Annotated in this window: 19 protein-coding genes and 1 pseudogene; 8 read left to right on the top strand and 12 right to left on the bottom strand. The window is 62.6% G+C overall.

Features of this window, described 5'->3' with window-relative positions; all coding sequences use genetic code 11:
- Positions 1-28: 28 nt before the first annotated feature.
- From QA639_RS17750 to QA639_RS17775, 6 genes are all read left to right on the top strand, one after another.
- Positions 29-523, top strand: a complete 495-nt coding sequence (locus QA639_RS17750) for a hypothetical protein (protein ID WP_050386210.1) — start codon at positions 29-31, stop codon at positions 521-523.
- A 121-nt stretch (positions 524-644) separates the two neighbouring features.
- On the top strand, positions 645-2684 hold the full coding sequence (locus QA639_RS17755; RefSeq protein ID WP_244482437.1) for a sigma-54-dependent Fis family transcriptional regulator: 2040 nt from the start codon (positions 645-647) through the stop codon (positions 2682-2684).
- A 116-nt stretch (positions 2685-2800) separates the two neighbouring features.
- Entirely contained in the window at positions 2801-3148 is a 348-nt protein-coding gene (locus QA639_RS17760) for a hypothetical protein (RefSeq protein ID WP_283090346.1), read from the top strand.
- Positions 3145-3453, top strand: coding sequence for a hypothetical protein (locus QA639_RS17765; RefSeq protein WP_283090347.1), 309 nt, complete (start codon positions 3145-3147; stop codon positions 3451-3453). The genes QA639_RS17760 and QA639_RS17765 overlap by 4 nt, the downstream gene beginning before the upstream one ends.
- Positions 3454-3461: 8 nt before the next feature.
- A complete protein-coding gene (locus QA639_RS17770) occupies positions 3462-4571 on the top strand; it encodes a WD40 repeat domain-containing protein (RefSeq protein ID WP_283090348.1) in 1110 nt (369 codons plus the stop codon).
- A 50-nt stretch (positions 4572-4621) separates the two neighbouring features.
- A complete protein-coding gene (locus tag QA639_RS17775) occupies positions 4622-4807 on the top strand; it encodes a hypothetical protein (protein ID WP_028334180.1) in 186 nt (61 codons plus the stop codon).
- A 524-nt stretch (positions 4808-5331) separates the two neighbouring features.
- Here QA639_RS17775 and QA639_RS17780 read toward each other — a convergent pair.
- The 9 genes and pseudogenes from QA639_RS17780 to QA639_RS17815 form a co-directional block, all read right to left on the bottom strand.
- Positions 5332-6402: a threonine aldolase family protein gene (locus QA639_RS17780; RefSeq protein ID WP_050386206.1), complete on the bottom strand. Its 1071-nt coding sequence runs from the start codon at positions 6400-6402 to the stop codon at positions 5332-5334.
- 17 nt (positions 6403-6419) lie between these two features.
- The gene (locus QA639_RS41915) at positions 6420-6959 is read right to left on the bottom strand and encodes an ABC transporter permease (RefSeq protein ID WP_410712190.1); all 540 of its coding nucleotides are present in this window, start codon (positions 6957-6959) and stop codon (positions 6420-6422) included.
- Positions 6960-7325: 366 nt separating this feature from the next.
- Positions 7326-8057 (bottom strand): annotated as a pseudogene (locus QA639_RS41920) (ABC transporter permease); the annotation flags it as partial.
- Complete coding sequence (locus QA639_RS17790; protein ID WP_050386204.1) at positions 8054-9115, bottom strand: ABC transporter ATP-binding protein; 1062 nt, start codon at positions 9113-9115, stop codon at positions 8054-8056. The gene QA639_RS17790 and the pseudogene QA639_RS41920, both read right to left, overlap by 4 nt.
- A gap of 4 nt (positions 9116-9119) precedes the next feature.
- Positions 9120-10130, bottom strand: coding sequence for an extracellular solute-binding protein (locus QA639_RS17795; protein ID WP_080667077.1), 1011 nt, complete (start codon positions 10128-10130; stop codon positions 9120-9122).
- 28 nt (positions 10131-10158) lie between these two features.
- The gene (locus QA639_RS17800) at positions 10159-11241 is read right to left on the bottom strand and encodes a pyridoxal-phosphate-dependent aminotransferase family protein (protein WP_283090350.1); all 1083 of its coding nucleotides are present in this window, start codon (positions 11239-11241) and stop codon (positions 10159-10161) included.
- A gap of 92 nt (positions 11242-11333) precedes the next feature.
- A complete protein-coding gene (locus QA639_RS17805; protein WP_028334186.1) occupies positions 11334-11831 on the bottom strand; it encodes a LeuD/DmdB family oxidoreductase small subunit in 498 nt (165 codons plus the stop codon).
- The gene (locus QA639_RS17810; protein ID WP_283090351.1) at positions 11828-13090 is read right to left on the bottom strand and encodes a 3-isopropylmalate dehydratase large subunit; all 1263 of its coding nucleotides are present in this window, start codon (positions 13088-13090) and stop codon (positions 11828-11830) included. The genes QA639_RS17805 and QA639_RS17810 overlap by 4 nt, the downstream gene beginning before the upstream one ends.
- A 2-nt stretch (positions 13091-13092) precedes the next feature.
- Positions 13093-13773 carry an RraA family protein gene (locus QA639_RS17815; protein ID WP_283090352.1) on the bottom strand — a complete coding sequence of 227 codons (681 nt, stop codon included), beginning with the start codon at positions 13771-13773 and terminating at the stop codon, positions 13093-13095.
- A gap of 91 nt (positions 13774-13864) precedes the next feature.
- Between QA639_RS17815 and QA639_RS17820 the strand changes: the two genes are divergently transcribed.
- Both QA639_RS17820 and QA639_RS17825 read left to right on the top strand, forming a co-directional pair.
- Positions 13865-14599: an IclR family transcriptional regulator gene (locus QA639_RS17820; RefSeq protein WP_283090353.1), complete on the top strand. Its 735-nt coding sequence runs from the start codon at positions 13865-13867 to the stop codon at positions 14597-14599.
- A gap of 307 nt (positions 14600-14906) precedes the next feature.
- The gene (locus QA639_RS17825; protein ID WP_283090354.1) at positions 14907-15203 is read left to right on the top strand and encodes a hypothetical protein; all 297 of its coding nucleotides are present in this window, start codon (positions 14907-14909) and stop codon (positions 15201-15203) included.
- Positions 15204-15306: 103 nt separating this feature from the next.
- Here QA639_RS17825 and QA639_RS17830 read toward each other — a convergent pair whose 3' ends face one another.
- From QA639_RS17830 to QA639_RS17840, 3 genes are read right to left on the bottom strand one after another with little or no spacing between them, the layout of a single operon-like run.
- Positions 15307-16224, bottom strand: a complete 918-nt coding sequence (locus tag QA639_RS17830) for an SMP-30/gluconolactonase/LRE family protein (RefSeq protein WP_283090355.1) — start codon at positions 16222-16224, stop codon at positions 15307-15309.
- Positions 16225-16236: 12 nt separating this feature from the next.
- Complete coding sequence (locus QA639_RS17835) at positions 16237-17544, bottom strand: TRAP transporter large permease (RefSeq protein WP_283090356.1); 1308 nt, start codon at positions 17542-17544, stop codon at positions 16237-16239.
- Positions 17541-18095, bottom strand: a complete 555-nt coding sequence (locus tag QA639_RS17840) for a TRAP transporter small permease (RefSeq protein ID WP_157341611.1) — start codon at positions 18093-18095, stop codon at positions 17541-17543. Before QA639_RS17840 ends, QA639_RS17835 begins: the two co-directional genes overlap by 4 nt.
- Between the last annotated feature and the right edge of the window lies 1 nt (position 18096).

Raw genomic sequence — 18096 nt, forward strand, 5'->3', positions numbered from 1 at the left:
CGATCAGCCGGGCGGGAGGAAAAGGGACATGGTCTATATTATCTCCAAGCGCGACGGTCCGCACCGTGAAGAACTGGCGGCCAAGGACTTCCTTCAGAAGAACCGCACGACGATCAACGCGCTTGCCAATCATCTGACGCTCGGGCGTTGGCAGCAGCTGCGCAATCCTACGCCTCCTCCGCAACCGCAGCCGTCGGGCAAGCTCTGGTCCACGCCGCCGGCTCGTCCAAAGGAGGCCGAGCCCTATGTGCGGATCAGCCATAACGGTCGCGTCGTGATCGCCGATCTCGCATCGGGACGGCAGCTCGATTTTGTCGGCGAACTGCGCGGCAACGGCCAATCGCGATACTTCGCTCTGGCGACGCGCGAGAACGGGATCTTCGAGCCGCTGGACGACGAATTGTACAGGGTCCTGGCCGACCTTGAGGGAGTGAGTGTGCCCGACGAGACGTCGGAAGCTCACCTGGAACAGGTCATCTCAGGTCGTCTCGGCCTGGACGCGATCTCCAGAAGCGTCGAATGATCTGCGTGAGCTGAGCCTGCAGGGAAAGCGATCCCGGTGGGCTCCGGCTCAGTTTGTGTTTGCCGATCGGGTTGCTGTTTGCCAACGGACGTATGGTGCTCCAATGCTGACGGAAACGCTCATGGCCAAGCCGCCGTTTTCCCTGGAAGGCTACAAAGCTTCGGACGCGGAGCAGGGGCGGCCATACGATGAGGGCGAAACCAACAAGGCATGGGAAAACTTCCTGACCTTCGGGGACCTGAGGCGCGAGAACGCTCCGGTGCGAAGCGTCATCGAGGATTCATGGCAGCGCAGCGTCAAGTCCGGGGTTGATGCTCGTGGCAAGGGCAGTCATCTCCTAGCCTCGCCGGACGATCTCTATGAACTTCGTTTGAAGAATGATGATCTGCTTGGTTCGAGCGCCGAGACCTTCCGCCGTATTGCCGAGGTGCTTGGTGACGCGGCGACGATGGTGGTCATCACCGACGGGAACGGCGTCGTGCTGGAGGTCGGGGGCGATCGGCGGACCATTGATGCGGGGCACGATATTCGCCTGGAAGCAGGCGCGGCCTGGGGCGAAGCGGTCACCGGCACCAATGGCATCGGCACAGCGCTGGTCACTGGAAAGCCGGTTCATGTCCATGCGGCCGAGCATTTCTCGGAGGGCATCAAGGCGTGGACCTGCGTCGGTAGCCCCATTCGCAGTCCGATAGACGGCAGCATCATCGGCATCGTCGACTTTTCCGGACCTCAAGCAATCTTTCACCGGCACAATGTGGCCCTGGCGGTGGTCGCGGCCCATCACATCGAACTGGCGCTCTCGGAAAAGATCCGCATCGAGAGAATGCGGCTGCTTGAGGCGAGCATTTCCCGAATGCCGGGGATGAACAGTGCTGACGGGGTCGTTATTCTCGACCGGTTCGGCCGGGTCGTTCACCATAACGACATGGCGTCAGTTCGCTGGCACCGGATTGCGCAATCGCAAGACTTGAGCATCGGGAGGCAGCTTCTGCCAAACGACAAAGGCTTTCTCGCGAAAGACCTTGCCAAGGGGCTGCCCGAGGAACTGCGCGAGCAGCGGATCGAGCCGCTCGTGGTCGACGGCGTCGTAAAGGGCGCGATGCTCGTGCTCGCAGCGAAGCCACGCGCCAGTCTTGCCCGATCCCAGATGTCGCCAGCAGCCCGCGCCGCACTTGTTTCGGCCAGGGAAGCGATTGTTGGCTGCAGTGACGCATTACTGCAAACGATCGAGAAGATTGAGCGGGCAGCGCTTGGACGAACGGCAATCCTGCTCGAGGGTGAGACCGGCGTCGGCAAGGAACTGTTCGCCCGTCTGGTTCACGCCGCCAGCCAGAATACCGGCAAGGAGCCGTTCATTGCCTTCAATTGCGGTGCGGTCTCCAAGGAACTCCTCGGCGGCGAATTATTCGGACATGCGCCGGGCGCCTATACCGGCGCTACGCGCGAGGGGAGGCCTGGACGGTTTGAGTTTGCCAATGGCGGGGTGCTTAGCCTTGACGAGATCGGTGAAATGCCGATGGAGCTGCAGCCTTACTTGCTTCGTGTGCTGGAGGAGCGCGCGGTGTACAGGCTTGGTGACAGTAAGGCACGACCTGTAGACGTCCGGCTCGTGGCGTCGACCAATCGGAATCTGAAGCAGGAGGTGGCGGAAGGGCGTTTTCGCAAGGACCTGTACTTCCGGATCGGTGTCGTCAAGTTCACCATACCGCCGCTCCGTGAGCGCCTGGGCGATGTCGAGATTCTGATCGATCATTTCAACAGGCAGTTTGCAGAGACCTATAGTACCCAACCGCTACACTTCGAGGCAGCGACGATGGAGTTGCTGCGTCGCTATAGCTGGCCCGGGAACGTTCGCGAACTGCGCAATCTGGTCGAGAATCTCGTGCTGATGACGATCACCGGCATCGTCGCTCCCCGGGACTTGCCAGAGGATTTCGTGGAAATGGCGTCGGTTCAGCCCTCCTCGGTGTCCGTGCAGGCGGGGCATAGCTCGACGGGATCGGAAGGCGACGAGATTGCGCGTTTCGACGAGGTGGAACGCCGCACCATCGAGAGGGCGGTCGCGAATGCTGGCGGTAACATTGCCGCCGCTGCCGAGAAGCTCGGGCTTTCGCGCGCTACGCTATATCGCAAATTGCACCAATACCGTTCCCGAACCTGAGGGCGGGGTGACGCATGGCGGCTGTCTGGGATGAACAGAACGGCGGGGAGGGGCCGGCGACCGCGGCGGCGCTCGCATCGCAGATTGTTGCGCGCGCGGACCGCGACGTCATTTTCGTGGTGCAGCTGCTCGGCGAAAGCCAGGATCTGCTGGTTCGGCATTTCATCGTGCTCATCGAGGTCGAACTCTCAAAGCGCGGCGTCAGTTACGGTGCGCATCCGCTCTTGCGTCCGTTCATCGAAACGCATGCACGCGAGCTTTCGGAATTCGTCTTGAAGGGGATCGGCTTGCGGCATCAGTTCGGCCTTCAGGCCATCGAGACGATGGCCGGCGATCCGGCGCGGTTGCTGAGGGTCGATCTGTGGGACTCCCTGCAATCTCACATCAATGACGCGCAGCAACATTTTGTATCTGGTGTCGGAGGCCTGCAGCGGATCCTAGCTCAGATCGAGGCAGGCCGATGAGTGATGATTCTCCAACCCTGGTCGAAGTGCTGAAGGAACGATTGGTCGTCGTTCAGGAGATGTCGGCCGCTCAATCACGCAACCTTCTGAACCTTCAGCTCGGCGGTGGGGCGGAGTTCGAGATTCAGGAGATTGAGCGCGAGATCGCCGCGACGGGCGTCTCGCATGCGCTCGCCGAGGCGCTGGAGGAAGCGCGGGCGCGCCTGAAAAACGCAACTGCCGGAATGGCAGTATGCGACGCTCAATGCGCCGCACTGGAACGACGTCTTGAAGATCTTGACAGGCGGATTGCCGCCGGCAGGTGAGATGTTCGATGGATACGATGGAAGCAGACACTGCAACGCTTTATGATTTGCTTGGGCGACGCTGGACGGTAGGGGCGCCCGTCACCAGTTTGGCCTTCGCGGAAGACGGAGTTGCGTTTGCGCTCGCCGATGGCGCTCTGGCGATCGCTCCGTTGACCGATATTGAGCCGCCGCAAGATCGCTGTCGTGTCGCGCTGGACGGGGGCCGGGCCACAATCTCGCCGCGGCGGAAACCGGTGCCCCCATTGACGAAGGTCGTTATCAGCGATGCTCCGCTTCACCTCGCCTTGATCGGGACGTCGGGCTTTGTCGCAAGTGATCACAGCCGGTTGCTTCGCGTGTCGGCATCCGGCGTCACGCATCTGATCGCGGACCATGGGTCCCCAATTGATCTCGTCGCCCCGGTTCAGGCTGGCGGCTTTCTGGCCGCCTCCGGCGGATCGGTCATATTTTACAATCCAAATGGCGATGTCAGTTGGCTCCAGGAGCGAGCGGGCGGGCATGCATCGGCACTGGCCGTATCAAGGGATAGTCGGCGCTTTGCGGTCGGGGCCGATAATTGTCTGCTCGTTCGTGCCTTCGGGGCACGACCAGGGCCGGCGGCTTCATTCGAACTCGGCCCGATCTCTCATTTGGCGTGGAGCCCGGACGGATCCTGGTTAGCCGCTTCGGTCGTGGGGACAGGTGTCGTCTTGGTCCGTCTTGCCGATGCCCGGATCGTCCGGATGTCCAGCTATCCCGGGAGTACTGCATCTCTGTCGTGGAGTGCGGATTCCCGCGTTCTCGTCACGAGCGGAGCTTATCGGATGATCGCATGGGATATTGCGAGCCTCAGCGACGACAGCGAACGGCCGGCCAGCCTTGCGACAGGCCGTGCCCGACCCGTACTCGTGAAGGCAGTGGATATACACCCCGAGGGTCAGCTGATTGCAGCAGGATACGCGGACGGCATGGTGGTTGTCGCCAAGATCGGCGAATCCGACGAACTGCTCGTCAAGCCACCCGGCCGGGGCGCTATCCACGCACTTCGGTGGTCGGCCGATGGCCAGCATCTCGCATTCGGCACGGACAACGGGGAGGCGGCGATCGTCACGTTCCCCTCCCACATCTTCAAATAGCGGGCTCGCACCAAAGGCGAAAGTCTTCCGCGATCATTAGGAGGGATACCATGACGTCTACTCGATCGCTAAACGAAGCCGAAAGCAAAGATCAGTATTTCAAGGAGCTGGCCGAGCTTTCCGAGCGGATGATCGCCGCGCATGGCAAGGAGTTCTCGATGGGCGCTCTCGTGCTGGCGGCCAGGTTCATCGCAGAGAACAAACCCTTCGAGCGAAGTGCAGCGACGACGAGCTGAGCAAAGCCAGCGATTGATAGCCGTTGTTGCAGATTGCGTTAAGCCGGACAGAACACGAACTGTGTGTGTAGGTCGGCGAAGCCGTGACGGTAACCGGCGCCCGCCCCGTAATTTTCTGCAGTTCGGGGCGACCTGCCGCAATTTGGCTGCAGCTTGCGCAAACCAGCTCATGATGGATGGAGCGTGAGTTCAAGTTTTTCAAAAGGTGAGCAGACCGCGTGTGCATGACGTGTGCACCGAGAGATCAAGAAAAATCTATTGTCGTCAAGTCTTGAGGGGCTTCCTTGAATTGATGTGTGACGGCTGAAAAGCGGTGATGGCTCGAGAGTGCTCGAGCCTCTGGCTCGCGCATTGTGGCGAGGACGCTAGTGTTCCTCACGGCATTCGGCCGGTCGGGAGAAGCTGAACCAACTACAGTCGACGATAAGAGTTGGTGCGGGGTTTGGGTCGCTCCCTGTTCGCATGGGCTACGCTTTGTCCGCCACACTGCTCTTCTATGTTCATCAACAGGGCGCGCGCAGGTGTCACAAGCCAACCGATGTTGGTCCCGTGACCGCGCGACGGACGAGGGCGATGACCTCATCGGCCTCCTGCTCGGTGCTGTCAAAGCGGGCGACGAACCGGATCACCTCGTCGCCTCGTCGCGCGAATTGCAACCCGTTTGCCGTGAGCCGGTCGATGGCTAGTGCGGGCAGCTTTGCGAAGATCAAATTGGCTTCCACTGGAGCAACGAGCCGAACGTCAGGCAGTGCAGCAAGACCTGCTCCAAGGTAGGCAGCCACGGAATTGGCCTTTGCCGCGAGTCGTAGAAAAAGGCGATCCTCGACATAAGCGAGCAGCTGCGCGGACGCATAACGCATCTTCGACGCGGTCTGTCCGGCGCGGCGAAGCCGATAGGACAGGGGTTCAACAAGGTTGTGGTCGAAGACCACGATCGCATCCGCTGACATCGCCCCGTTCTTGGTTGCTCCAAACGACAGGATGTCGACGCCCGCTCGCCAGGTCATATCGGCCGGGCTACAGCCGAGCCGCGCCAAGCCGTTGGCGAACCGGGCGCCATCCATGTGCAGCGACAGATTCTTGTCACGGGCGATTTCGCCGATCGCGGCGATCTCGGCGAGAGGGTAGACCGTCCCATATTCGCTGGCCTGAGTGATCGACACCGCATCGGGCTGCGCGCGATTGCGGACTCCCCAAGCCGCCCCGGTAACCGCCTCGCGCAGGATTGGCGGCTCGATCCGAAAATGCCGGCCGGGCAGCGTGAGGAGCTTCGCGCCACCTGTGAAGGCTTCGGTCGCGCCGCCTTCCGCCGTGTCGATATGTGCCTCCTTGTGGCAATAGATCGCGCCATAGGGCCGCACGCAGGTTGCGAGCGACAAAGCATTGGCGGCCGTGCCGGTCGAGACTGGGAACACCGCAACCTCGGTCTCGAACAGCGTCGAGAAGCGCTGATTCAGCAATTTCGAATAATCGTCGTCGCCATAAGCGGCGGCTGGCCCACGATTGGCCGCCTCGATCGCTCGCAGTATCTCAGGGCTGACCGGTGCGACGTTGTCGCTGCGGAAATTCGGGAGCGCTTGGGTTGCGTCGTTCATGCCGTCCTCACCTGCCGTCAGATCACGGTCGTTTCGTGTTTGCTTATGCGTCGGTTGATCAGGAGCAACGGGATTGCGGTGACCAGGATAAGCACCGCGGCTGCGGCGGCCGCGAGTCCCGCGCCGGTGCCCTCGATGGCATGGTACATCACGACGGTCGTGGTGACCCAGCCGCTCGCATAGAGCACGATAGTTGCGCTCAACTCGGATGCTGCGGTGATCCAGACCAGCACGAGGCCGCCGACAAGGCCGCTCGCCATCAACGGCACCGTCAGGGTCGCGAAGGTTTTGCTCGGCGAGACCCCAAGATTGATTGAGGCTTCCTCGAGCGAGGGATCGAGCTGATGCACAATTGCCGAGGACGACCGGATCGCGAAGGGCAATTTGCGGACGACATAGGCGATGACTAGGATCAGCCAGCCGCCGGTCAAGATCAACGGCCCGCTGTTGAACGCGATAATGAGCCCGATCGCCAGGATCGTGCCGGAAACCGCAAACGGCACCATGCCGACGAAATCGAGCAACCCAGACAGGCGCGTGCGGTGCCGGGCCACCACGTAGCCGATCGGAGCGCCGATCAGCATAGTGGCGATGGCCGCGATGCTGGCGAGCGTCAGCGTGTTGAGCAGCGGCCGATAGGAGCCCGACAACAAGGTCGCGTAATTGCCCAATCCGAACTCCCAGGTCAGCACGGGGCCACGGAAGCGCAGGAGAGAGATCATCAACACGGCTGCGAAAGGCAGCAGCGAGAAAATCACAATGCCCCAACTCACGACCGTAGCCACCAGCCGCAGTCCCGGTGTCATCGGCAGCTTCGCGGTCGCACTGCGGGCATTGGTTGAGAAGCGGCGCTTGGCGAGATAGTGCCGTTGAACGAGAAGCGCGAGCGCCGTGCAGGCAATCAGGAGCACGCTGAGCGCACCCGCAGCAGCCGGATTGGCGTCAGATTCGCCGGCGAACAGCTTGAAGATGTCGACGGCCAGGAACGGGCGGTCCTCAGCCAGCACCGCTGGCACGCCGAAATTCTCCAGCGCCTCAATGAACACCAAAATTCCCCCGGCAAGTATCGCCGGCATCACGATCGGCAGCAGCACGGTGCGGATCACATAGGACCGTGAACCGCCGAGATTGCGGGCTGCCTCCTCCATCGAGGCATCGACGGCCTGGAAGCCGGCCAGCACGGGCATGACGACGTAGGGATAGAGCGTCAACGTGAACACGATGACGATGCCGGGTAGGCCATAGATCGAGCCGATCGGGATGCCGATTCCGCGCAAGGCGCTAGTGATGACGCCGGCATGGCCGAACAGCAGCACGAGCGCGTAGGCGCTGACGAAGGAGGGCAGGACCAGCGGGAGGGAGGCAAGCGTCAGCAGCAGTGCGCGGCCCGGTATGTCGATCCGGGCAAGACAGAAGGCGAGCGGAATTCCGATCGCGCATGTGAAGGCCGTCGCGAGCGTGGCGCAAAGCAGACTATTGCCGATGCTGCCAAGGTAGTAGCGGCTCTTCACAATCGCCGCATAGTTCCCGAGCGTCAGCCCGCCCGTGCCGTCGATCCGTATGCTCGCATCCAGAACGAGCGCCAGTGGGTAGAGCAGAAAGACCGCGAGCAGAACCAGCGCCGCCAGCGCCACGATGGTGGCAAAGCGTTTCATGGCGCCGGATACGCCGTGATCTGGGCAGGATCGTAGGCAAGGGTGAGCGGAGCGCCGGGCAAGACATCAAGTACCTGGCCGCCGAGCGCTGTGATCCGAAGCTGGGTGCCGTCTGGCAACGTTGCGTGGAGACGCTGCATCGGGCCCAGAAATTCGCGTAGCGCCAGACGTGCCTGAACGAGCGGGCCGTCGGAACTGTTTCCCAGCCGCAGGGCCTCCGGCCTGAGCGACAGCAACACCGGTGCGCCCGGTGATGCAACCTCGCCTCTGACTGAGAACTCCGTTCCGGCCGCCGCGACAGGGGTGTTGCGGCCGTCGAAAGCGCCGGCGATGCCCGGCACCATATTGGTCGAACCGAGGAACTCGGCGACGAACGCAGTCTGCGGCATCCGATAGATGCGTTCGGGCGTGTCCACTTGCTCGATCTTGCCGCGACGCAAGACGGCGATGCGGTCCGAGATGGCGAGCGCCTCCTCCTGATCGTGCGTCACGTAGATCGCAGTGAGGCCGAGCGCCTGCTGGAGCTGTCGGACCTCGATTCTCATTTCGGTGCGCAGTTGCGCGTCGAGATTGGAAAGAGGCTCATCGAACAGGAGCACAGCAGGTTCGATCACGAGCGCGCGGGCGATCGCCACGCGTTGCAGCTGGCCACCGGAAAGCTGGTGTGGCGAGCGTGGACCGTAACCTGCTAGGCGCACCCGCTCGAGCGCTTTGTCGACACGCGATGCAATCTCGGCAGCCGGGACCTTCCTGGCCTTCAGCCCGTAGGCCACGTTTTCGGCGACGGTGTGGTTCGGGAAGATCGCGTAGTTCTGAAACACCATGCCGCTGTCGCGGCGATGCGCGGGCAGGGCATCGATGCGCCGGTCGTCGAAGGAAATGGATCCGGATTCGACATCGACGAAGCCGGCGATCATGCGCAGCAGCGTCGTCTTCCCGCAGCCCGAAGGCCCGAGCAGCGTGAACAGCTCGCCGTGCCTGATGTCGAGCGAAATGTTGTCGACGGCCCGCACCGCGCCGAAGGTGCGGGTCAGGCCTTCAATCCGGATCCTGGTCATGGGATCAGCGCGTGTTCTGGATCGTGGTCTTCAGCCGCGCGAGGGTGTCGCGCCGGGCTGCTTCCCATTTGGCATCGTCATAAGGCAGCACCTTGATCGCCCGGAACGGCAGCATCCCGGGTGCGACTGCCTCGAGCTCGATATCTTGACGGGCAGGTCGCCGGAAGGTCGCCTTAAGCAACATCTCCTGAACTTCTTTGCTGGCCAGGTAGTCGACCAGCCGCTTGGCGGGCTCGGGGTTCGGTCCGCCTTTCAGGACGGCCGCGCCCTCGACGCCCGCATATGTGCCCTCGGCCGGATAGGTGACGCTCACTGGCGCGCCATTATGGGCCCACAGGAAGCCGGCGTATTCGAGGGTGATGCCAAGTGGATATTCGCCGCTACCGATCCCGTCGAACACCTGGGTCGAGCGGTTGAGCACCTTCGCATTGGCGAGCAGCCCGTCCATCCTCGTCCACGCCGCGTCATCCGCACCCCACAGCGACAGAAGTGTGGTCGCGGCCGCATATGAGAATCCCGAATTGGCCGGGTCGGTAAAAGCGAGCTTGCCCTTCCATTTCGGATCGAGGAGGTCGGCCCAGGATTTGGGCCCGCTGGCCTTGTCGATCGCCTTGGTATTCTGCCCGATTACAACGACCTGGATGTTGGTGCCCAGCCAAAGGTCGTTTGGATCGCGGAATTGGGCCGGCACGGCTTCGCGGCCCGTGGCCGGGTAAGCCTGAAGATGTGGACTCGCCAGCCGCAGCAGCGTCGCATTGACACCCCAGATCACGTCACCCTGCGGATTGGCGGACTCGGAGGCGACACGGCGTACAAGGACACCCGATCCGGTCGAGACCACGTCGACTTTGATCCCGGTCGCCTTGGCGAAGCCTTCGGCGACAAGCTTGTTCACGGTGTCGTCGTTGGCCGAATAGAGCACGACGCTCTGCTGGGCCGCGGCCAGCCCGGCCGCGAACAGCGATACCGCGAGCGCCACGACTCGGGCGAGGACGGAGGCAGGACATCTCATCATGGTTCGCCTTTATCGGTTCAGTCGTCGCTCATGTGGTGGCAGCGAGGTACACGGTGGCCGCCTTGAGCCCGGCGCCTGGTTCAATCGGCAAGCCGAGCTTCGTGAGTGAGTCTTCAAGATGCAGAAGGTCGGTCAGAATCGTCGCCGTGCTCAAAGCCCCCATCGTGCCAAACCGGATGACACGGCCAGAGAGACGGTTGCGGGCGCCTGCGATCACCGTGCGGTGATCCTGGTAGAGCTGCCGGACGATGGCTCCGCCTTCGAGCCCGTCTGGGACCTTGAAGACCACGACCGTGCTCGAGCGCGGCTCATCGCGGCAAAAATCTGCTAGTCCGAGCGCCGCGCCGCCGGCGCGCAGCGCGGCTGAGAGCTTCTTGTGGCGCTCGAGCACATTGGCGAAGCCTTCCTCATGCATCATCGTCAAGGCCTCTCGCAGACCGTAGATGAGGCTCACCGGCGCCGTGAATGCGGTCTCGTTTTGCTCTGCGGATTTCAGCGCGCGACGGAAATCCCAATAGAAGGTCGATCGCTGCTTGTCCTGCCCGATCACGCGCCATGCCTTGGCGCTCACGCTGGCAAGTGCGAGGCCGGGCGGGCACATCAAGGCCTTTTGCGAGGCTGAGACCACGATATCGACGCCCCATTCGTCCTGCCGCATCTCGATGCCGCCAAGACCGCTGACAGAATCTGCGATCAGCAGCGTGGGCCGGTCGCGCACGAGCGCGCCGAGCGCGGCGAGATCGGCCACGATCCCGGTTGAGCTCTCATTGTGCACGGCGACGACGGCGCAATAGGTGTGCTCGCGCAACCGTGCCTCCACCGCGGCGATATCGATCGCCTGGCCCCATTCGATCGCGACCGTGTCGACCGTGATGTTCATGGCCTTGGCGATGGCGGTGAAACGCTCGCCGAACTGACCATGCTCGATCACAAGGATCCGGCTACCGGGCCCCGCCACGTTGACGAGCGCGGCCTCCATGACGCCTGTTCCGGAACTCGCAAAGAACAGGACATGGTTTGTCGTCCCCAGGATCGGACGGATCATCTTCTCCGCCTCGCCGATCGCGGCCCGGCATTCGGGACCGCGATGGTTGACCATTGTCCGGGCCATCGCCTGCCGCACCCGCTCGGGCACCTCGGTTGGACCGGGAAGCCGAAGACGGTAACCTGTCGAGGCGATGGCGGAGGAAGTCTCTGTGGCCGTCATAGCTTGAAGTCACCGTTCTGACGCATGTAGGGAACGAGGCCACCCGCGCGCAGGATCGCCAGCATGATCGGTGGCAGAGGATCCGGGCTGAGCGTCTCGCCACTACGTTCGTTGCGGATCGCGCCGGTGCCGTCGTAGATCAGGATGTCGCCCTCACTAATCCCGGCGGTATCGCAGACGAGCGGCAGCAGGCCGTTGTTGATGGCGTTGCGGTAGTAGGTCCGCGAGAATCCTCGAGCCAGCACCGCCGGAATGCCGGCGCCGAGCACTGTCGTGACGGCGACCTCCATGGCCGAACCGCAACCGAAATTCTTGCCCGCCACCAGGATGTCTCCGGGCTGTACAGAGGCTGCGAAGGCAGGGTCGACATGCTCGAACAGGAATTGCTTCAGAACAGCGGGATCGAGGCTCTCTCGCTTGCGGGTCGAGCTGATGATCGAGTCAGTGTTGACGTCGTCGCCAACCAGTCGCGCGCGTCCCCGTAGAGCTGTCATCGCGACACCTCGCGGGGATCAGTCACCGCGCCGCGTGTTGCCGTGGCTGCGCAGGCAGCCGGGGAGGCGAGGTAGATTGATGCCTTGGCGTTACCCATGCGGCCCTTGAAGTTGCGGTTGGCCGTCGAGATCACTGAAACTCCGTCTGCCGGGATCACCCCGCAGGTCCCGCAGCAGGAGCCGCAACCCGGCTCGACCACCGTCGCGCCGAAGCCGACCAGGGCGTCGAGCGTGCCGTCGGCCGCCATGGCGTCGCGGACCTCGCGCGATGCCGGCGTGACCACGAGCTGGACGCCGGGCGCGACGCCTCCACCCGCCTCGAGCACGGCACGGGCCTGATGGAAATCGCGTAGCCTGCCGCCCGTGCAGGTGCCGAGATAGACCATCTGCACCGGCGTGCCGGCCGCATCCTCGAGTGGTACGACCTGATCCACCAGATGCGGCAATGCGATCTGCGGCGGGAGTGCGTCGAGCGCGATCTCCACGGTCCGGCTGTAGCGGGCATCCGGATCCGGTGCGATCGGTTCGAAGGCTTGGCCGGTGCGACCTTCCAGATACGCGACGGTCTCTTCATCGGCCGGGAAGATGCCGGTCTTCGCTCCCATCTCGACCGCAAGATTACTCAGGACGAGGCGGTCCTCCAGCGTGAGCGTGGCGAGGCCGGGCCCCGCGAATTCGAGCGCCTGATAGGCCGCACCGTCGGCGCCGAGTCGGCCCACGATCGCCAGCGCGATATCCTTCGCATAGACGCCGCTCGGCAGTTCTCCGGTCAGAACGACGCGGATCGAGTCCGGGACGCGCAACCACATCCGGCCGCACAGCATGATTGCGGCAAGGTCGGACGAACCGATCCCGGTCGCAAAACAATTCAGCGCCCCGTATGTCACGGCGTGGCTGTCGGCTCCAACGACTAGGCTGCCCGGCAGCGCGCGGCCGGTCTCGACGATGAGCTGGTGGCCGATTCCTTCGCCGGCCTCATGCAGTGTGACGCCGAAGCGTTTGGCGAAGTCTCGCATCACGCGATGCAGTTCGATCGTTTGCGGGCTCGCGGGCGGCACGTAATGGTCGAGCGCAAAGACCAATCGCGCAGAATCGTGCACGTTCTTCCCGCCCATCGCCTTGAAATAATCGAGCGCCATGGGGACTGAACCGTCGGTACCGAGCGCGCAATCGACCTCGCAGACCACGAGGTCCCCGGCCTGCGCATCCTGCCCGGATTTTCGAGCGAGTATCTTCTCGGAGATCGTACGCCCGGCCATCGTTAGACCTCTGGCATCTCGCAGCCGAGACGGCGGAGCGAGGCGTCGACCCAGCTACGATCGAGCGTACCGGCTTCGATCGCCGCCATTTGCTTGGTCTCGGCAGCCCTCTTGGCTTCGGCGGCCTCGATCACCGCGCGGCAATCGTCGACGGCGACCGCGAGGACGCCGTCGTCGTCGCCCAACACCAAATCGCCGGGTTGTATGACCATGCCGCCGATCGCGATCGGCCCGTTGATCTCGCCCGGACCGTCCTTGTACGGACCGCGATGGGTGACACCCGCTGCGAATACGGGCAGCGGGTTCGCCCGGATCGCAGCCGCATCGCGGATCGCGCCATGGATGACGATGCCGGCGACGCCGCGCCGGGCCGCCTGCGCGAGCATCATCTCTCCGAAGATTGCGTTGCTGAGGTCGCCAGCCGCATCGACCACGATGACGTCGCCGGCAACTGCCATGTCGAGCGCCTTGTGAACCATCAAATTGTCGCCGGGGCGGGTCTTCACGGTCAGAGCGGGACCAGCCATGCCACCGGCCGCATGCATCGGCCGCAGCGTCGCGCCGCCCGAGGCCATGCGTGACATCACATCACTAATATTGGCGACCGGAAGGGCGCGAGCCCGCTTGATCCATTCGTCCGCGACAGCGCGCTTGCGGGAATGGATCCTGAACCCTACGGCCATACCGAACCCCATTGAAAATGGAACGCCGTTACGCATAGTGTAATGGCGATGCGCCGAGGTCAACCCAGAATCGGCGGAACAGGGGATTTCGATGCCGAAGACACAGGGGGTCGCCGCCGTGCAACGCGCACTGGCGATCCTGGATACCTTCGCCGGAGCCGGCTCGCGCAGCCTGGCCGACATCGCCAAGTTCACGGGTTTGGCGAAACCAACGGTGATGCGTTCGCTGGTATCATTGGACGAAGCCGGCTACGTCGTCCGCCTCAGCGACGGCCGCTACGCACTTGGTGCGAAGACTTTTCAGCTCGGCACCACCTATCGGGCCAATTTCAATCTCGAACAGCATGTGCTGCCGGTGCTTCAGCGGCTAAGCCAGCAGACGTTGGAGAGCAGCGCGTTTCACGTGCGCGAACGCGACAGCCGGCTCTGCCTGTTTCGGGTGGATTCGCCGCAACTAGTACGCGACGTCGCGCGGCTCACAAATCTCGCGCCGCTTGATTTGACCTCGACAGGACAAGTGCTGAGGATGGCCCGTTGGGCGGACCGGGTAGATGACGGCGTGCAAATTTTCGTCAGCTCCGGAATTTACGACGCCGTGACGGCCTCTCTCTCCACCGCTGTCTTCGGCCACGACAGAGCACTGGTGGGGGCCATGACGGTCAGCGGCCCCGTCGAACGCATACGTCGCGCCGATCTCGGGGCGTTGGCGGCCCGGCTTACCGACGCCTCGCATCAGCTGTCGCTTGTGCTCGGCGCGCCACTGCCCCGGGAGGTCGGCGCGCCGCGCATCATCAGCTTGCCATCGGCGGAAACCGGCTCTCCCTGAACCTCCTCCAATTTGAGCTGTTTGGCGGAGCTTGCCCGAGCTGGGTGGTGATGGATTGGAGTGAGAGTTCACGTGTTTCAATCGATTAGAGGGCGTCGTGTGCACGATGTGTGCATCAGGAGATCAACAAAAATCTATAGTCGGCCAATACAGGCAGCGGCCTCAAAGCTCGTTTCGGTGTCATGGAAAGTGGCGTGGATTCGGCTCGATCTCCTATCCGGCTCGGAAGTCGAAATATGGTCTGACCTCGCGCAGTTGATCGAGCAGGGCAGGTCGATGAGCGGGGTCGAGATCGCCGCCATTCATCATGAGCGATTGGAAGTTCAGGGGCAGCCTGGCTGCATTATTGGGGGGATCGACTGCTGCTCATCCGCAATGCCCGTGCCGATCCCGAACGATCGCCAAGACGAGTGAATACGGCGCCGATCCGACCGTGCCGTTGAGCATCCTGCGCTTCACCGCCGTGTTCGATTTCAGCGGCAGCCCGACGAACTACGCTGTCGATGGCCATGGCAACGGATCGAATGCCCCTGAGCAAGCAACTGGCTGGTCCGCATCTATCGGAGGACGTGCCGCCAGGGGTTTTCAATCGACAACGGATTGACACAGGCGCCGTCCGCCACTCGATGATATCTGTGCATCAAAGTCGGTGATGGGACGCCAAAGCGCGAGGGTGGCCTCAATACGCTGCCTTCCTCATTGAGCGGCTAACGATGCGAGGCCATCAGCCGTCCCGCAACGGGCAGGCGCGCGACCAGAATGGAGCCGGTTTCCGACTCCGTGATGTAGAGGTTCTTGTTGTCGGGACCACCATAGGCCACATTGGTCGTGGCGAGGCCCTTGCAGGAGCGGATTCGATAGAGTGGCTCGCCCAGGCGACTGAATATCCAAGCGGTGCCGAGGCCGGCGTGAGCGATGGCAAGATTGTCTTGCTCGTCCATCGCCAGGCCGTCGGGGCCGCCCAGGCTTCCGGACAACTGGAGGAATATGCCGACCTTCGATGCCGTGCCGTCCGGCATCAGCGGTATCCGCCAGATCGCATTGCCGCGCGTTGCGGCGACATACAAGATGTGTTCGCTGCCATTGAGCACCAACCCATTCGGGCTCGGCACGTTGCCGACGATCAAGTCGAGCGTTCCGTCGACGCGCAGACGATAGACGCGACCGGTCGGGTCGTGCGTGCCGGTCTGCCCCTGGTCCGTAAAATAGATGTCGCCATTGCTGGAAAACACCAGGTCGTTGACACCCTTGAAGCGCTCCGACCAGCGCCGGTCCAGCACGTTGGTGACTTTGCCGCTATCCGGCTCGAGCATCATGAGCCCGTGGCGATAGTCCGTGATGAATATCCGACCATCGCGTGCGATCTTCAAGCCGTTCGGCTCGCCGTCATATTCTGCGACCAGCGTGAACTCGCCGGCCGGGGAAATGCGGAAGACCCGGCCATAAGGAATGTCGACGATATAGAGATTGCCGTTGCGATCGAAAGACGGTCCCTCGATGAAGGAATCAGTCGGAAGTCCCCGGCGGTTCACGACTGCCCAGGCGTTGTCAGGGTCCTTGCGACGAAACTTGTCCGGTAGGCAGGCGAAGACTTCGGTCTGGATTACTTCCGGTGCTGCGTACATCTATTCATCTCGTCAAGGGACAACAGCGGCCTGCGAGGGCAGCCACATCGCGATTTCAGGGAAGATCACCAGCAGACCGAGCAGCACGAACATGATCAAATGGAACGGAATCGTGCCCGTGACGACGTCGCTCAGCTTGCCGGTCCAGATGCTCTGGATCACGAAAAGGTTGATGCCGATGGGAGGCGAGATCTGGCCCATCTCGATGAAGAGCACGAGGATGACGCCGAACCAGATCGGGTCGATGCCGTATTGGACCAGAACGGGATAGAGAAGGGGCACCGTCACCACGATCATGCCGAGACTTTCGACCAGGCAGCCCAGCACCGTATAGAGCACGAACAGAGCGAAGAAGAATTCGAGCTTCGAGAGCTTCAGATCGACCAGGAACTGGGTGATCTGCTCGCCGACGCCGGCATAGCTGATGGCGTAAGAGAACAGGAAGGCGGCATAGACGATGAACAGGATGTTGCCGCACACGCGCACGGTGGTCTGTAATGCGCGCCAGAGAATTGCGACGCTGAAGTCACCCCAGAACATCGCGATGATCATCGCCAGCACACAGCCGACGGCAGCGGCTTCAGTCGGCGTGACCAAGCCGGAATAGATGCTCCCGATCGTGCCGCCGATCAGCACCATGAACGGAATGACGTCGAGCAAGGCCGACAGCAGTTCGCGGACCGATCGGGCGCCGGTTTCAGCGGGTGCGATCCCCGGCTTGAACCAGGCGTGCAGGGCAATGTAAGTCATGAACATCGCGGTCAGCAACAGGCCCGGCATGACGCCGGCCATGAACAGCTTGGCGACCGAGGTCTCCGTGAAGGTGCCATAGACGATCATGGCAATACTCGGCGGGATCAGGATGCCGAGCGTGCCCCCTGCGGCCAGAGAGCCGGCGGATAAGCGGGGGCTGTATTTGCGCTTCCGAAGTTCCGGCAGCGCGACGCGTCCGATCGATGCAGCCGTGACGACACTTGAGCCGCTGATGGCGGCAAAGATCGCACATCCCGCGATGTTGGTTTGCAGCAAGCCCCCAGGAATCCACGAGACCAGCTTCGACAGCCCGTGATAGACCCGCAGGCTCAACCGGCTCTCCTGCAGGATCTCGGCCATCAGGATGAACAGCGGGATGGCGCTCAGCGTAAAGCTGTTCATGCTGCCCCAGCTGACGAGGCCGATGCCTTTCAGCCCGGCCAAACCGGCGTGCAGCAGCAGATAAATGACGGAAGGTACGGTGATTGCGAACGGGATCGTCATGCCAACGCAAAGCAGGCCGACGAAAATCGCAAGGACAAGGATCAGTTCGACGCCGGGAGTCATCGCTGCATGCTCCCTTGAAGGTGCCGGATTTTGACGAGAATGGTGCGGACCAGGGCGAAGCACAGGAGCAGCATGCCGAGCGCCATCGTGGTCTGCGGCAACCACAGCGGCGTTTGCAGCGGCGTGGGAGCCACGTCCTCGGAGCGCCAGGAGTTCATCACGAGGCGCCCCAGTTGCCAGGTGACGAAAGCGGCGGCGATCAGCGACATCAGGTCAAAGATGATCTGCGAAACGATCCGTGCGGACTGTCCAAGCCGGGCCTGGATCAGCTCAACCCGGTGAAACGCGCCATGCGCTTCGGCAACCGACATGCTGAGGAAGGTGGTCGCGACTAGAAGATAGCCGCCGATCTCATCGGTTATCTGAAGCGATGTCGAAAATACGTTGCGCGCGATCGCTTCCGCTCCGATCAGGATGATCATGGCAACCAGAAACAGGGCGCAGAGCGCCTCGGACGCATTCTCGACCGGGCCCGGGCCCGATGACACGTTGTCGATGAAGTGGACGGCGCCGTCAGGCGCCACGTCCTTGATCTCGATGCCGCCGGCCATG

The organism is Bradyrhizobium pachyrhizi (genome assembly GCF_029714545.1).
GTDB classification, from domain to species: domain Bacteria; phylum Pseudomonadota; class Alphaproteobacteria; order Rhizobiales; family Xanthobacteraceae; genus Bradyrhizobium; species Bradyrhizobium pachyrhizi.

Excerpts from the sequence above, each read along its gene's own strand:
- QA639_RS17820 (WP_283090353.1), top strand. The coding sequence starts at position 13,865 with ATGCCGAAGACACAGGGGGTCGCCGCCGTGCAACGCGCACTGGCGATC.
- QA639_RS17770 (WP_283090348.1), top strand. The coding sequence starts at position 3,462 with ATGGATACGATGGAAGCAGACACTGCAACGCTTTATGATTTGCTTGGG.
- QA639_RS17835 (WP_283090356.1), bottom strand. The coding sequence starts at position 17,544 with ATGACTCCCGGCGTCGAACTGATCCTTGTCCTTGCGATTTTCGTCGGC.
- QA639_RS17780 (WP_050386206.1), bottom strand. The coding sequence starts at position 6,402 with ATGAACGACGCAACCCAAGCGCTCCCGAATTTCCGCAGCGACAACGTC.
- QA639_RS17805 (WP_028334186.1), bottom strand. The coding sequence starts at position 11,831 with ATGACAGCTCTACGGGGACGCGCGCGACTGGTTGGCGACGACGTCAAC.
- QA639_RS17765 (WP_283090347.1), top strand. The coding sequence starts at position 3,145 with ATGAGTGATGATTCTCCAACCCTGGTCGAAGTGCTGAAGGAACGATTG.
- QA639_RS17755 (WP_244482437.1), top strand. The coding sequence starts at position 645 with ATGGCCAAGCCGCCGTTTTCCCTGGAAGGCTACAAAGCTTCGGACGCG.
- QA639_RS17795 (WP_080667077.1), bottom strand. The coding sequence starts at position 10,130 with ATGATGAGATGTCCTGCCTCCGTCCTCGCCCGAGTCGTGGCGCTCGCG.
- QA639_RS17810 (WP_283090351.1), bottom strand. The coding sequence starts at position 13,090 with ATGGCCGGGCGTACGATCTCCGAGAAGATACTCGCTCGAAAATCCGGG.
- QA639_RS17840 (WP_157341611.1), bottom strand. The coding sequence starts at position 18,095 with ATGGCCGGCGGCATCGAGATCAAGGACGTGGCGCCTGACGGCGCCGTC.
- QA639_RS17775 (WP_028334180.1), top strand. The coding sequence starts at position 4,622 with ATGACGTCTACTCGATCGCTAAACGAAGCCGAAAGCAAAGATCAGTAT.
- QA639_RS17800 (WP_283090350.1), bottom strand. The coding sequence starts at position 11,241 with ATGGCCCGGACAATGGTCAACCATCGCGGTCCCGAATGCCGGGCCGCG.
- QA639_RS17825 (WP_283090354.1), top strand. The coding sequence starts at position 14,907 with ATGAGCGATTGGAAGTTCAGGGGCAGCCTGGCTGCATTATTGGGGGGA.
- QA639_RS17790 (WP_050386204.1), bottom strand. The coding sequence starts at position 9,115 with ATGACCAGGATCCGGATTGAAGGCCTGACCCGCACCTTCGGCGCGGTG.
- QA639_RS17750 (WP_050386210.1), top strand. The coding sequence starts at position 29 with ATGGTCTATATTATCTCCAAGCGCGACGGTCCGCACCGTGAAGAACTG.
- QA639_RS17815 (WP_283090352.1), bottom strand. The coding sequence starts at position 13,773 with ATGGCCGTAGGGTTCAGGATCCATTCCCGCAAGCGCGCTGTCGCGGAC.
- QA639_RS17830 (WP_283090355.1), bottom strand. The coding sequence starts at position 16,224 with ATGTACGCAGCACCGGAAGTAATCCAGACCGAAGTCTTCGCCTGCCTA.